This window comes from Fuerstiella marisgermanici (assembly GCF_001983935.1).
Lineage (GTDB): Bacteria > Planctomycetota > Planctomycetia > Planctomycetales > Planctomycetaceae > Fuerstiella > Fuerstiella marisgermanici.
This window is the reverse complement of sequence record NZ_CP017641.1, coordinates 1929050-1944730: the sequence shown is the minus strand read 5'-3', so window position 1 is coordinate 1944730 and position 15681 is coordinate 1929050. Positions and strand designations below refer to the sequence as shown.

The 15681-nt window shown below is 55.8% G+C and carries 8 protein-coding genes; 4 read left to right on the top strand and 4 right to left on the bottom strand.

Annotation, left to right across the window (positions count from 1 at the left end):
• Positions 1-152: 152 nt before the first annotated feature.
• Complete coding sequence (locus Fuma_RS07310) at positions 153-7787, bottom strand: Calx-beta domain-containing protein (protein ID WP_077023547.1); 7635 nt, start codon at positions 7785-7787, stop codon at positions 153-155.
• 427 nt (positions 7788-8214) lie between these two features.
• Here Fuma_RS07310 and Fuma_RS07300 point away from each other — a divergent pair, with 427 nt between their 5' ends.
• On the top strand, positions 8215-9618 hold the full coding sequence (locus tag Fuma_RS07300; protein ID WP_218922404.1) for a sulfatase family protein: 1404 nt from the start codon (positions 8215-8217) through the stop codon (positions 9616-9618).
• Positions 9619-9713: 95 nt separating this feature from the next.
• Here Fuma_RS07300 and Fuma_RS07295 read toward each other — a convergent pair whose 3' ends face one another.
• Entirely contained in the window at positions 9714-10256 is a 543-nt protein-coding gene (locus tag Fuma_RS07295) for a c-type heme family protein (protein ID WP_077023544.1), read from the bottom strand.
• A gap of 183 nt (positions 10257-10439) precedes the next feature.
• Here Fuma_RS07295 and Fuma_RS07290 point away from each other — a divergent pair, with 183 nt between their 5' ends.
• From Fuma_RS07290 to Fuma_RS07280, 3 genes are all read left to right on the top strand, one after another.
• Positions 10440-10868 (top strand): RrF2 family transcriptional regulator, encoded by a 429-nt coding sequence (locus Fuma_RS07290; RefSeq protein WP_077028162.1) that lies wholly within the window; start codon positions 10440-10442, stop codon positions 10866-10868.
• 93 nt (positions 10869-10961) lie between these two features.
• The gene (locus tag Fuma_RS07285; RefSeq protein WP_077023543.1) at positions 10962-11282 is read left to right on the top strand and encodes a hypothetical protein; all 321 of its coding nucleotides are present in this window, start codon (positions 10962-10964) and stop codon (positions 11280-11282) included.
• Positions 11275-11889 carry an XTP/dITP diphosphatase gene (locus Fuma_RS07280; RefSeq protein ID WP_077023542.1) on the top strand — a complete coding sequence of 205 codons (615 nt, stop codon included), beginning with the start codon at positions 11275-11277 and terminating at the stop codon, positions 11887-11889. Before Fuma_RS07285 ends, Fuma_RS07280 begins: the two co-directional genes overlap by 8 nt.
• Before the next feature lie 129 nt (positions 11890-12018).
• Here the strand turns inward: Fuma_RS07280 and Fuma_RS07275 are convergent, their stop codons facing one another.
• Both Fuma_RS07275 and Fuma_RS07270 read right to left on the bottom strand, forming a co-directional pair.
• The gene (locus tag Fuma_RS07275) at positions 12019-13053 is read right to left on the bottom strand and encodes a hypothetical protein (RefSeq protein WP_145944029.1); all 1035 of its coding nucleotides are present in this window, start codon (positions 13051-13053) and stop codon (positions 12019-12021) included.
• 808 nt (positions 13054-13861) lie between these two features.
• Positions 13862-15568, bottom strand: coding sequence for an alkaline phosphatase family protein (locus tag Fuma_RS07270; protein ID WP_083731872.1), 1707 nt, complete (start codon positions 15566-15568; stop codon positions 13862-13864).
• Positions 15569-15681: the final 113 nt, after the last annotated feature.

Sequence of the window (15681 nt, the reverse complement as noted above, 5' to 3'; positions counted from 1 at the left end):
AATGCTCAAAGCTGCGGATGTACGTGAGGAACAGGATTCACTTGCCACGGCGTCGGCGTCGTGCAGTTCGTTACTGACGCTCTGCAGCCCCGCAGCAAATGTCAGCCTCGATAGCGAAGAACCGAGGCGCGGTGTTACTGGCCGACCATTGACTACTCTAACATCAGCGGAAGCTGAGCCATCACGCTGTCCAACCATGCCAATTCGGTGTCCAGGAACGTGTTGTCACCGACTGGTGCGGCCTTGACGTGGGACGACGCGACCGCGACGGCTGCATCCGACGGGGCATTCACCATTCGCTGGTCGGCAGTGAGTTCAAGCTGACCACGGTCGACAGGTCGTTCAACCACTGCTTCATCAGCTGAGTCCTGCTTCACGACGGCATTTACGCTTGAGCCTTCTGCTGACAGCACTGTCAGTTGAATCATCGGCACCGAATCGGTTTCCCGAGGTTCAAGGGCCGTCACCGTGATGCTGAAGTCGACTCCGCGACTCCACAGACCGGACGAGAACGTGTTCGTAGCCGCGTCGATCGCCTTCACCCAGACTCGGAAATTGCCCGCTGGCAGCGGCGTGGTTGGCGTGTACGACGTGGTGGTTAGATTTTCTTCGCGTATCGCCACGGTGTCTGTATCAAGGTTCTGCACGTGCAGTATGTAGCGGCCCGCGCCGATGATCGGCACCCAGGAAATCAGCGGAGTGGTGTCCGTGCCGGAACCTGTTGGCGTGAGCACCGTTGTGCGGCTGTCGACGCTTGTCAGCCCCACCTCACTCCAGCCACGGTTACCGGTAGCATCGGTCGCTCGCACCCACCATCGAATATTGCCATCGGGCAGGTCTTCTGTCGGAGTCCACGTGGTGTCCGTCAGATCGTCCATAATCATGTCGCCACTGCTGGTGCGGACGAACAATTCATAAGACGTTGCAAACGGGATGGCGTCCCATTCGAACGTGGGCCGCTTGTTGAAGGTCGGCGTGAGTGGTGAAACCAGGGTCGGTTGCACTTCAAAGGATTTGCTGTCGGACCAGAAGGAAGTGGTCCCGCTCGCATCGTAGGCTCGCACCCAATATCGATAGAACGCGGGATCGAGGGTTTCCGGTGGAGTCCATTCGCTAAGCGTCAGGTCGTTGGCAGAATAGATTCGAGTTGTCGCAGGGAAGATTCGAGAGAACCAGATTTCGTAGCCGACGGCTCCGGGAACATCCTGCCAGGTCAGTGTTGGTTGGTTACCCGGGAACTTGCTGACTGAATCCAGCACAACTGTTGTATGGTCGACAATCACGACATCGTCAGACGTGTTGGTTCCAAGTTCCAGACCACTGGATGGATTGATAATCGCCAGAGTCGCGACTTCGGCAGGTTCCAGCAGCCCATCCAGTTTTGCGAACCACGTTGCGGAGCCAGACATCTGTCCGTGGGGAATATTGATGGTGACGGACGACAGTGTGTAGTCGCTTCCTGTAATGCCCGTACCGGAAACCTGAACTTCAACGCTTTGGTTACCCACAACCGGAGTGTCAACACTGGCGGTTAATGTGACGACGGTGCCACTGACTTCGCTGACACTGCTCTCGCTGACGGCGAGATTCACGGCCAGCCGATCATCGTTAACGATCGTTCCGGTCGCTTCTGCCTTCGCCAGCGTGATCACGGGACCAGTAGGAATGATATTCGACAAAGTCACAAGGAAGTCTTCGTCCGGTTCGATGGCGCTGTCGGCATTGACTTCCACCGTGAACGTTTGCGTTTCCTGATCGGCTCCGGAAAACGTCAGTCGGCCGTTTGTCGCCGTGTAGTCGTCTCCCGCCACCGCGCTGACATCGGAGGTCGCGTAGTCAACGGTGAAGGCATCGCCCGTGCCGCCGTTTAATGTCACCGTAAAGGTAAACACGGTCGACGTTCCGGACGTACCTTCTTCCATACTGACGTCCGCGATACTTAGCGACGCGGCGTCGTTATCTGCGATACTGATCGGCAGCGAACGGACGCTTCCAAGACTTAGCCCAACCGACGGCGAATGCAGCGTGAGCATTGCGATTTCAGTGTCTTCCGCCAGCGGGTCGTCCACGATTGTAAAGGTGGCCAGACCGACGGCTTGATTGGCCGGAATTGTGATGGTCGTCGTCGACAGTGTGTAGTCGCCAGCAGTCACACCGGTGCCCGTTACCATGATCTGCACGGTTTGGTCCTGCGTGACAGCTTCCTGAGTTGTCGCCGCCACGGTAATCACGGTTGTGCCGGCTTCAGTTCCGGCGGAAGCACTCAGGCCGAGATTCACCTTGATTCCGTCGTCATCGATGATCGTGCCCACGCCTTGAGAATCACCGATCGTGACGTTGCGGCCATTGGCGTCGATGTTTGTCAGGTCGACGACGAATGTTTCATCCAGTTCGGCGGTCGTGTCGCCGTTGACTGTCACCTGAATCGTCTGTGTTTCGTCGGCCGTGCCGGAGAACGTGAGACCAGTGCCGCTACTGGCAACGTAGTCGTCTCCCGCCACTGCGGTTCCGTCGTTCGTAGCAAAGTCAATAGTCACTGGCCCGTCGACTGCGGCATCCAGTCGGACCGTAAATGTGAAGGTTGTACTGCCCGCATTACCTTCTTCTATTGAAACGTCGTCGATCCAAAGTTGAGCGGCGTCGTTGTTTTCAATGGTGCCTTCTGCCTGAGCATCAGCGATCGTGACGTTGCGGCCGTTTGCCATAACGTTGGATAGGTCGAGGACGAACATTTCATCCAGTTCCACCGTCTGATCGCCAGTCACCACGACGGCTACGGTTTGAGTTTCACCGGCGGTTCCGTCAAAGGTGAGCGTTCCGGTGCCCGAAACGTAATCGCCATCGGCCACAGTAGCTGTGCCATCTGCTGTTGCGTAGTCAACGGTGAACGGAGCATCAACGGCATTGTTCAGTACAACTTCAAACACCAGAATGGTGTCGTCTGTGTCCGATTCGACAACAGTGACGTCTGCAACCGATAGCGTAGCGGCGTCATTGTCAGCGATGGAAATATCCACTGACTGCGTCGCCGCAAACCTGACGCCCACCGACGCATTCACCAACGTGATGGTCGCGTTTTCGTTAAGTTCTACGACGGCATCGTCCAGAATCGTGAACGTGGTGGTACCGACCGTCTGTCCGTCGGCAATCGGGATTGTGACGGCGCTGAGGTTGTAATCGCCCGGTGTGATTCCCGTCCCGCTGACGGCAACGTCCACGGATTGATTGCCAGTTACGGCCGACGCAGCGGTGGCAGTGATGGTGACCACCGTCCCGGCCTGTTCTGTGGCGGCTACCGTGTCGACAGAAATCACGACCGGGACACCATCGTCGTCCACAATTGTGCCGACGCCCTCGTTGTCAGACACCAGAATGTCTCGATCCGACGCAGACAGGTTTGACAATCTTACGGTAAATGTTTCGTCTGCTTCCGCCACTTCGTCGCCTTTGACGAAGACCTGCAGCGTTTGAGTTTCGCCCGCAGTTCCGGCAAACGTTAGTACGTTATTGGTCACCGCCGTATAGTCGCTACCTGCCGTTGCCGTGCCGGCAATCGTTGAGTAGTTGACCGTGAAACTCGTGTCGACAGCCGCGTCCAAAGTTACGGTGAAAGTGACGGCAGTTTGGCCGGAATCCCCTTCCGCGACACTCCGGTCGTTTATTGTCAGCGAAGCTGCGTCATCGTTTGTGATGGTCCCCGTGGCCTGATCATCTGTGAACGTTACGTTGCGGCCAGCTGCGTCGAGGCCGGTCAGATTCAGTACAAACGTCTCATCACGTTCGACTTTTTCGTCACCCTTCACGATCACGGCAACGGTTTTGGTTTCGCCTGCTGTTCCGTCGAACGTCACTGAACCACTGGTGATTGGCGTGTAGTCATTGTCTGCCGACTGGGCGGTCCCGTCGGCTGTGGCGAAGTCCACTGTGACGGGCGTATCAACGTCCGCGTCCAGCGTGATTGTGAACACGAACGTGGTGTCGCCGTTGTCTGCTTCGTCCATCACAACGTCGCCAATCGTAATTGCGGCGGCGTCATTGTCGGTGATTGTCACCTGCTGCGACGCTGTTTGCCCAAGGGCTACTCCGGCGGACGGATTGGCGATTGAGATCGTGGCGACTTCATTAAGTTCGGCCACAGCATCGTCCACTACCGTGAATGTAGCCGTGCCCGTTGTTTGTCCATCCAGAATGGTGATCTGCACGGTCGATAGGCTGTAGTCGGCCGCATCAAGGCCTGTTCCGGTGACTTCCACGTCAACTGTTTGATCGCCAAAGACTGCACTATCCGCCGTTGCGGTCAGCGTCACGACTGTCCCAGCCGCCTCGGTGGCGACACCGCTGCTAACGCTGAGGTTCACGTCAGCCGGGAAGTCGTCATTGACGATCGTGCCTGTGGCTTCCGGATCAATCAGCACGACGTTTGACGAACCGACGATGTTGGCCAGCGTGACCAGGAACGTTTCGTCGTCTTCGATCTGCAGGTCACCATTGACAGTCACCGCAATCGTTTGGGTTTCGCCAGATGACGTGCCGTTAAAAGTTAGCGTCCCCGATGTGGTGACGTAGTCGTCCACTTCGCTCGCCGTTTGTTGAGTGACTGAATACTCAACTGTGAAGGCTTCTCCTACCGGGGAATCCACCGTCACCGTAAACACGAACGACGTCTGACCGGAATTGGTTTCGTCCTGTGAGACATCTGCGATACTGACACCAGCTGGTCCATTCACCAACACCACATCGTTACCGTCGCCGCCGTCGTACGCGATGCGCCAGAATTCACCGTTGAAGACAACGTCGGCTCCGTTCGGCAAGCCGTCGAAGGTGCCGGACACCGGATCGGGGCTTCCATTGTCAATTAACAGTAGCGTGTCGCCGGTGGAGCCCGTGCCGGCAAAGCCATCGATTAAATTCAGTGTGCCGCCCAGAGTGACCGTGCCGGTCGTCGCGATCTGATCGTAATCGGTTCCCGCCGTTGTGATGCCGTCGATTTCAATATCCAGCGTCGAACCGGCCTGCACATCTAATGCACCAGTCGAAATAATGCCGGGGCTATTCCCGGGGGCCAGGCGTCCGCCGTCCTGCACCGTTAACGTGCCGCCGATCGTTCCCGTGCCGCCCAGAGTTGCTCCCGTTTGCACGAAGAAATCGCTGCCCGTCGACGTGGTGCCATTCACAAATGTCGTGCCGTCGCTCAGCACGGTGTTGCCAGTGTAGTCGTTGGCAGCGCTGGAAAGCGTCAGCGTACCGAGTCCGGTTTTCGCAAAGCCTCCGTCGCCAGTGATTGCGCCGGACACCGTCAGAGTGTCGGAGGGCTGGTCCAGTTCAAACTCGGAACTGCCGCCGGACAACACGATAGGGCCAGACCACGTTGGTGCAGAAGTTGTTCCCACCGCGAGGATTCCCGCCAACGCGAGATCTTCTGCGAAGCTGTCATTGCCCGTCAAATACAATTCGGCTCCATCAGCGACACTCGTGCCAGACGCTGCACCCGCCGCGCCCAGACTTGAGGCATCGTTGACCCAGACTTCGCCTGCCGTAATGTCGGTCACGCCTGTATAGCTGTTGGCTCCAAACAAATTGGTGCGGCCACTGCCGGAAAACGTCAGCCCGCCGCTGCCGCTTACGCTACTCAAAAAACTGTTGTTTCCGGCCGCTGCAACGTTCAGTGAATGAGTGTCCAACGCCACAGAATCGGTAAGTTGCACGTCGCCTGTTGTGCTGGTCAGTGTAACGTCTGCCGTTAAGCTGACGGCGTCGCTGTAGAGTTGGTTTCCGGTTGTCACCACGTCTCCGCCGATGATGATGCTGTCTGTTCCGGCACCCGTGATCACGTTTAACGATTCGTTACCGTGAGCGTTATCGGCTGCTGTAATCGTTACGGTGTCGTCGCCATCAGTGGTCGAGGTGTCGATCGTGACGGACGTGTTGTTGAAGAACGCGACCGTTTCAATCGCCACGCCCCCGCTGGTGCCAGAGACTCGCAGTGCGTCCGCGTTCCCTGTGGCGTAGTCGACTCCGGTTTCGACGGTTAGCACGTCATCGGCACCGGGCAAATTCAACGTGGCGCTTGCCATCCCTGAGATGTCGACTGGTTCCAGTCCGGTAAAGGTAATTGGAACGCCGCCAACCATCACGACGCCGTTGCCGAACGTTGCCGCATCCGGCGTGTAGACGGTGACTTCATTGCCGGAACCGATGACAATCAGTTTGTCGTTTCCGCCCTGTCCGTTGAACACGATTCCACTGGACGGAATCGCGTTGCCGTTCAGATTGATCGTCAGAGTGTCGTCGCCCTCATCGCCGTTAAAAACGAATCCGTCGGTCCCCATAAAGTTGCTGGTGGCACCAACGCCCTCAATATTGCCCTCTCCATCGCCGGTCAGGTTCAGCACGATGTCGTCGGCGTTGGCCGTTCCGTCCGTCGTGAGAATGATAGGTTCGTTGTCGAGGATTGTTACGGCCACATCGACGTCGACCATGTCATCGTAGCCATCATCAGAGTTTGCATCATCGACGGAAATTGTGATGTTTCTCGACACGTGCCCGTCGCTGACCTGATCGTCAACGCCGGTCACCGTGACTGTTTGAGCCACATCCCAATTGTCCGGAGTAAACGTCAGCGTCGCTGGGCTGACGGTCACTTCGTCTGTATCGCCGCTCGACAGATTCAGCACAACATCCACCAGTGGCGCCGATGTTAACACGACGTCGAACGTGTCAGTCGTCGCGTCTTCAGAAACAGATGTAGAGCCGTCTGTTTCAGTGATAGAAAGCCCCCCCGCCAGAAAGCTGTAACCCAGGTCGGTGAGGATGGCTCGTTCCAGCGTCGACAGATTCCGAGCCCCCGGGCCGGAATCCGTTGCAGAAAGCATCACCAGGCCGTCGAGCGCGCTGTTTTCGTCATCCAGGTGCGACACGCTGCTACCTTCTTCAAAGCTCGTCGGCGTGTACAGTCCCACCGGCAAACCGCCATTCGCATTTCTGGCGTTGGTGCCGTTAAAGAACAAGCCCGCGGCAGGACTGGCCCCGCCCACTTTGCCGGCGTCGTATACCGTCGCATCCAGACTGAAGCCCGCAGTAACAACTGGATCGTTTGACGCATCCACCAAAAACTGATCGAAGTAGCCCCACGCCCCGGTGCCACCGCCAGAAGTGTCATTGTCCCGCAGGTCTCGACCATCTTCAGTTAACGTTGAGCTGAAGCCGATCGCGTGCAGAAGTTCGTGATAGATTGTTGATGAAAAATCAAAGTCGTCAACGTCGATTTGAGTGGGATCGGCACTCAGGCCCCAGTCCTTACCCCAGTTCACTTCGACCGAACCATCGGCCGTGGCACCGTTGGTGTCTGTGCCGGTCAGAATCTTCGTACGGACGACTTCGTTGCCGTCAAATCCGTCGGTCAGCGTGTCGCTGAAATTGCTGCCCGCCGATGCCAGCGTATCGCTGCCGGCATCTTCGATGGATGTCACATACAAAGTGATCGTTGCCGTGTGATCGAAAATACTTCCGAGCTGATCGGCCGCCTGCTCCAACGCGTCGCGACGAGTCTGGCCTTCCGTTTCGTGTTCAAAACCGATGCCTGCGGCTGCAATCTCGCCTTCATAAATGAAGTCGAAATCGATGGTCAACAGCAACCGGTCTTCCAGCGTCTGAACTTCCAGCGCTCTCCCATTCTGCGTGCCGAAGTCAGTTCTTCGTTGTCTAGCCTGAGCGCGTCGATCGCTACGCAGTGCCGAAATGAAACGAGAAACCAAACCATCACCAACAGGACGTTCGCAATTGAACATAGCATATGCCTAGAACGGAAAAGACGGCCAATTTGCGGCCGAAGAACAGCCGCAAAACAATGAACCAATTCGGCGGTCACTTGTTGCAGAACCCCGTGCTGAACAGTACGAGCCGCCTTCCACTCGGTCAAGCACCGCTTGTCCATCTGCAGGCCAATGGCATTAGAATGCAAAAGGTAAATCGGCCATTTTTACCGACCGCAAAATAGACCGCTGCCTGCCCAATCGGAAACCTCATGGCAGCCCGCCAAAGCGACCATCATTTTGCTGTACGCGGTACTCGTAAACCTCCATTTTCGGGACACTCCCCGGGACCGAAGGAAGTGGCTATCATGACGCCAACGCAGCCATGGAAGGGCATGACCAAGTTGCCAAATGACCTCCCGGCAAAGACCTGAAACTGACCCTGTAGAATGAGTTACATCCAATGAAGCATAAACGAATCAGTATGTTTGCCGTCGCCCTGGCCATCGTGCCGCTCTACTTTTCGGCTGCGGTCGCAGAAGATGCCAAGCCGAACATTGTGATGATTCTAAGCGACGATCAGGCGTGGACGGATTATGGCTTCATGGGCCACCCGGATATTCGCACGCCGCACCTGGACCGGCTGGCGACCAGCAGCGCTCTCTTTCGACGCGGGTACGTTCCCACCGCTCTTTGCCGACCATCTCTGGCGACCATGATCTCCGGTCTGTACCCACACCAGCATGGCATCACGGGCAACGATCCGGCACCGGATCCCAAGTTGTCGAAGGAACAATATGACGCTTTGCGTGAGCGACTGATTGCAAAACTGGATCGGTTCGAAACCCTGCCTGGACTACTCGCCGAACAGGGTTACATCAGTCATCAAAGTGGCAAATGGTGGGAAGGCAGCTACCAGCGAGGCGGATTCACGGAAGGCATGACTCGCGGCTTTCCCCAAAAAGGCGGACGACACGGTGATGATGGGCTGAAGATTGGACGCGAAGGTATGAAGCCTGTATTCGATTTCGTGGACAAGGCAATCAAACAGAAGAAACCCTTCTTCGTTTGGTACGCTCCATTTTTACCGCACACGCCCCACAATCCACCGGAACGCATTCTGCAACACTACCGCCAGCCAAATCGGCATCCGGCCCTCGCAAAATACTTCGCGATGTGTGCATGGTTCGACGAAACATGCGGTGACTTGATTGACCACGTCGAAGAATCCGGTGTGTCAGACAATACGATCATCGTTTACGTCTGCGACAACGGCTGGATTCAACGAACGCCGGACGTCAACGTACCCGAAGGTTGGCGACCATCGTTCGGACCGGGGTCCAAACAGTCGCCGATGGAAGGCGGAACTCGCACCCCCATCATGATCCGCTGGCCCGCAAAGATTCAGCCAAGCGATCGACAGGAAGTCGTCAGTAGCATTGACTTGGCTCCCACTTTGTTGAAGGCCGCAGGAGCTCGCGTGCCCGACAATCTACCGGGAATCGACCTGCTACCGATCGCAACGGGCGAAAAACAAATGCAGCGCAAACGCATCTTTGGTGAAAGCTTCGCTCACGATGTGGCCGACATCAACAATCCTCAGGAAAGTCTTCTTTACCGTTGGGTGATCGAAGATCAGTGGAAGCTGTTGCTGACATACGACGGTAAGGTCAACCGCTACGGTGCCGTTCATATGCGTGATGAAAAACGGCCTCAGTTGTTTGATCTGCTAGCCGATCCGCACGAAACCAGCAACCTCGCCGCCGATAATCCGGACGTCGTCGCTCGCCTGGCTGCCACGCTGGACGATTGGTGGAAGGTAACGGAACGAAAAGTTGTGACGGAGTTCAAAGAGAATGCGGAATAGGGCGTCATGGCGGGCGGACGCGCAAGAAAAGAGCTCGGCTCTCTTGTTAAGAAGCCGAGCTCTTGCAGCCGTAACTGATGATGACGAAGACGACGTTATTCCAGAATTGGCACTCGATAGCTCAACGCGCCGATGGCTTTCCCTTTTGGTACGTCGCGGTAGTTCTCGTGGCACATGATGCACTTATCCATGACCACGGGAATCGCTGTCGCCGCGTATAAGAACCGCTTGCCATCTTCGGTTTCAACTTCGTCGTAGGACGGCTTGCCTTTCAGGATTTCATTGACGGCTCGTTGCTCAAACCCCTTCTTCGGAAGGTTGTCGTCGTCATACGCTTCGCCGCTGGCGTCGACCAATCGAACCTTGTGCCAGCCCTTTTTGTTGACCGCGTCGAACAATGCCACAAAGGCTTCGCCAGCTGGCAAGTCTTCGTCGTCGTGAACGTAGTGAGTCGTAATCAGCACGATGCTGGTTTTGTAAATGTCATCCAGCATCCTCACTTCACGGCGTGCTCGTTCAAGTGCCGCGTCGGAAGCTTTTTTTGTTGAGGTTGCTTCGTCAGTGAGGGCAGGATTGGCAAGGCTGGCGGCTACAATGCCAGCCAGGGAGAGAGACAACAGGCGTCGCGAGAGCTTCATTCTGAATACCTCCGAAGGGAATTGAACGAAAAACCGGAAACTAAACTGGACAAGAATGTCCAGTCTCGGAATTTACCACTTTAAAACAGGATGTCAACATCCAGTTTGGAGGCTAGTCGCGGGATTTCGGTATCTTCGCCCGTGTTTTTCGCCATTCTGCCATGCCACAGGACCGCTGATTTAATGCTTTCGCAAACTGTTGAATACGCCCTGCGAGCCGTCGTTTATCTGGCTCAACATGCCCCAGAGCCGCAAAAGACGAGCGAAATCGCAGCCGTCACGAAAGTGCCGCCGGCGTACCTGTCCAAGGTGCTGCAGGGATTACGGACAGAAGACATCGTCCACCTGCAGCGTGGTGTTGGCGGCGGCGTGTCGCTCGCTAAGTTGCCGGCTGAGTTGACGATTCTGGATGTTGTGAACGCCGTGGATCCGATTCAGAGAATCACAACCTGCCCACTTGATCTGGCCGCTCATGGCGTGAGATTGTGTGCTCTGCACCGACGCATGGACGATGCAATCAAGGAAATGGAAAATGCTTTCCGCTCCACCACACTGGCTGAGCTTCTGCAGGATCCGAACCCCAGCGTGCCGCTGTGTGGCGCGGAAGATTAATGTCAGCATGGCGAGCGAATTCCGCACGTCACAGGATGCATTCAACCTGCACAAGCAGCAACCCTCAGGAACGCCCGTTACAAAGAAGGTTTGATGACGCAATCACGCAAAGAAAAACTCGAAGCAATGTTGGCTGACGACCCGTCGGACCAGACATTGCGCTACATGCTGGCGATGGAACTGGACAAGGAAGACAACAGCGACCGCAGTCTGGAGTTGTTGACCAGCCTGATGCAGGACGAAAAACCTTACGTACCGGCGTTTCTGATGGCAGGGCAGCAACTGGCCAGGCTGGGGCGAATTCAGGATGCCGTTGCGACCTACGATGGCGGCATTCAACAAGCTCAGTTACAGGGCGACGATCACGCTGCTGGTGAGATGGCTCAGTTTAAGCAGGAGTTACAAAATGTCTGATCGCACAATCATCCTCGCCAGCCGCAATAAGAAAAAGACCGAAGAAGTCGCTGACTTGCTGGCCGCTGTAGGCTTCAAAGTTATTCCAGTGACAGAGTTTCCCGACGTTCCCGATGTCGTGGAAGACGGTGACACTTTTGCCGCGAACGCCGCCAAAAAAGCAACTGAAGTGGCTACGGCGCTTGGGCAATGGACCATCGGCGAAGACAGCGGTTTGCGAGTCGACGCACTGAAAGGCGCTCCAGGCATATATTCAGCTCGCTACAGCGGCGAAGGCGCAACTGATGAAAAAAACAACGCCAAGCTTCTGAAGGAACTGGCGGACGTGCCGGATGAAAAACGCGGAGCCGGTTATGTCTGCAGTGTGGCGTTGTCGAACCCAGCGGGCGAAGTTCGAATTGCCGTCGAAGGTACCTGCCGCGGCCGAATCCTGCAGGAACGACGAGGCGAAGGCGGCTTCGGATACGACCCGTACTTCCTGATCCGCGAATATCACAAGTCGTTTGGCGAATTGTCACTGCTGACAAAACAGCGCATCAGCCATCGTGCCCGAGCCTTCTCAAAGTTCATCCCTGAACTGTTGAGAATTTCGCCCGAATTTCAATAGCCGATTTCAGGCTGACAACAGAGTTCGCTGAAAGCCATCCCCGGACGGAATGGCGATGGCGTTGTCGCCTAACATCTTCGTGACAAATCGGGAAACGGTGTTGAGACGAACGGTCGTACGTCCGCATCGTTAAGCGCCCGGATAGTCGCCCCAGAAATCTTCGTCGTCATCGTCGCCTGCCCCGGTCCACGCAAGGTCACCGTCCATACCATCACCAGTGTAGCCCATGCCATCGTCGTGCATGGCGCCATCGTCGGTGGTGTCATCATGCACGCCGCCACCCATTCCATCCTCTCCCATTCCTTCGTCTATGCCGCCAACGTCGCCACCTGTTCCGTCGCCACCTGTTCCGTCACCACCTGTTCCGTCACCACCGTCCGGGTCATAGTCGCCCGGAACATACGCCGGGAAGTCTTCGATCGTATGAATCGCGCTATAGACATTCACACCGAACATTGACGTCCGCGTGGCGAATTCAAAATCTGTTTCTCCGTTTGCCTCGTTGATAATCTCTGCGAAAAAGCCGTCGTTGCTATCAGACAGTTCTGTCATATCCGTCCATTGCGAAGTGCCAGCTACACGATAAACCAAGGTTACTGTGCCCATCGGATTTGTCATGTCAACATCGCCGCTCAGCACGCTCATGTGGCCGTCAATGGCGTTGAATTCGTGTGCAACCAACTCCACCCCAGGTACGCTGACGGTTTGAGAAGTGTATTGGAACTGTGTCATATGTGGTGCGCCGTTTGCATCCAGCATAACTTCCGTTTCGCGGATCTTTACTGTCACATCCTTGGAGCTGTTGGGCGGAATCAATGTGTTGAGGTCAAACACCTCCCACGACCCCGGCAGCATTTCGAGCTCATGTGACGGAGAGCTTTCACCTTCAACGGTGATAATCACGACCAATTCACCTCCGCCGGGGGCATCATCCACCTCCACAAACAGCACACCGGATTCACCTTCCAACATTGTAAAAGTAGGAAGTGGATTCTCCGCACTCAGCATTCGCCGCGTTTCCAGCACGTTGACCTGTTGGGGCAATCGATCAATAGCAGCACGGCGACGTCGGTTTTGACGTGATGCCGATTTCAGAGAAGAGGTACTGTTCAAAACGACAGTGGAGGAGAGCGCGTGGCAGTACGAAAGAAACTGATCCAACATCGTGGTGTGTCCGCTTAACGAGTGAGAAGTGAGATATCCAATCGCCGTTTGAATCGCACCAGTCCGGTCAAACCGGACCACATTTCTTTGCCGATTGTGTGATTTCCTACTTTTTCGTCTCAACCCCCATACGTCCTGCAATGCCCCACCTCCGGCGGCGGGTTTGCCCACAGATCGCGCGTGTTGCACCGGAAATTTCGGTAAGGTAAACCCTCCTCCGGTAAGCAAAGCGAAAAATGCTTGTCAGTATTAGGAGAGCACGGTGCGGCTGTCAGCGTGATCAACGCGAGCCTCAGATACGCAATGCAGTGCGCATGGGCTCGTCCCATGACTTCGGTGCCGTCGCATATTGGCGAGGTATGTCGAAGGCGTTTATGAGTTCCAGCAAGCCTTCAGCAGCACGTCACCGATAACAATGGGATGACACTGACGTCGGAATCTGGGCGCCACTTCGCCACCGATTGCATAACGGTGGAATCGCCACTGGAAGCGTGGTCGTTACTCGTCAACCATCGGGGCTGCAATGAATTGACTGCCTGACAATCGGCACGTGCTTTGTCCACATTCGATGCGGGGCGTTAGCACTAGTTCACGAGCGCATTGCCGGGACCAATGGCCATCGTCTGATAGTTTCAGATTGACCCCATAGCCATGACAAAGCCCCGGCGCATCATCGGGACTCAGTGGCACACGTTTTGGAGTTCGCGCCAAGCAGCGATGTACGCTCAGCAGCATGCTGTGCTGACCGAGCGGAAGTGTACGCTCATATGGTTGAGGCATCAGGCGCCTGCAACTCTGCACGAGCGCTCTACTTGGCAAAGTCGTTGCGGAAACGTTTCACCAATGCGGCTTCGTCAGCGGGAACGATATAGAGCTTACCGCGAATCGTTTTCGCTTCGCCCGGCGCGAGTCCTCCGATCCGAAAGTCATTGTGCATGCACGTGATGACGCCCTGGAAAATTTCCTGATACGGTTCCCATGCAACGGCCAGAATTCGTTTTTCATCTGCTGAATAGCAGCCGGTGAGTCCGTCTGAAGGCACGAGTTCGCTAAGCGGTCGTGGATTGACGTCGTTGCGATCGACGTCAGCTGGCGCATAGACCTGACCAGGAATGTAGCGAGCTTTCAAAGCCCAGGGTTCGGTCGGCAGTCGCGTCAGTTTCCCGTCCAACATCAGAAAACACTTCTGAATATAGGGCGGATAAGTTTTGCGAGCGTCTTTGTTGTCCGTGCCGGTGAAGCCATCGACTCGCATACAAGGTTGAGCCCAATGGGCTTGTGATTCAGTGTCTGTCGGGTTTGTCGCCGTGACAGTAAACGTAAGTTCGTCCAGCCCGGCAGTAATCACATGTCGTACCACAATACCGTCGCTCAGTCGATCCTCCAGTTCAATACGTTTGCGATCATCTGTGGCCAAAATGAGTTCGCTTTTGTGCGGAATGACAGTTTCGTGCCAGTCTCGATCGGTTGAGCCGGGACGGCAATAGGCCTCGAGATAGTTAGTGCGAATGGGGCCACCCGGAATATCGGGGCCACTCACTTCGAGGTAGTTTTTGTCCCACGAAATCGACAAGCCTGTTGCCTGAGCTGCGTTCTTCTGAGTCGTCCGAACGTCAGCCAGCCCGACCGCCTTTCCATCCATGTCGTCTGGGAGTTCTACGCCCAGATGAGCCAGGCCTGTCGCTGCGACGTCGACAACATATGTAGGTTGATCGATACTTCCTTTCACACTGCCTGGGCCGCTGACAATCAGAAACGTGGTTAGGATTTCGGGCACCTTGTGTCCATCGCCGTGGCCCTTGTCTTTGCCGCCGTGATCCGTTGACACAACTACCAGCCAGTTTTCCTTTGCGTAGTTCGCACGCTGAGTCATCGCACGCACGACTTCGCCAACACGCTCATCAACCGTTTCAATTGCGTTGATGTACTCGGGAACGTCAGGGTGAAAACCGTGAGCATGGCCGGTTTCGTCCACGGCTCCGAAATACACCATCGCGGCGTGCGGATTGCCGGACGACAGAAACTGACTGGTTTCGCGGGCGAGTAGAATGTCGTTCTCGGCGTAGTTGGCGGCCCCCTTCGCCGGGTGCACAACTCGAACATCGGCCGCTTCAACAATATGAGTGTCAATCGGTTCCCAATCGACGAACGAACCTGTGCGAGCATTGGGCCAGCGATCTTTGATGCGCCGAAAGAAGTGCGGAAACTGTTCATACTTCTTTCCTTCGAACGAGTTGTCGTTGACGCCGTGCTTGTCGGCCCAGACGCCCGTCAGAAAACTCGACCAGCCCGGCCCGCTGACGGTGTCGTTGTCTCGATAGCGGCTTCCAAGAATCTGCGTCTTGTCTGTAAACGATCCCGACTTAATCAACGCGTCCAGGTTCGGCGTTTCAGCAGCTGCCAAAGCGTCAGGACGACAGCCATCGATTCCAATCACCAGCATCCGGTTTGATGGCGTTTCATCGGCAAAAGTCGGAGCACACAGAATAAGAAAGAAAAGAATCAGACGTTGCATGTGTCAGGCCTGCTATGAATGAACAATATTCGTGTTACAGCGTTTCACGCTAACTTGTGGCCGCGGAAATCGGTTATTGTCCTACGTGGGCCGGTTCCCACGAGCCAGCACCG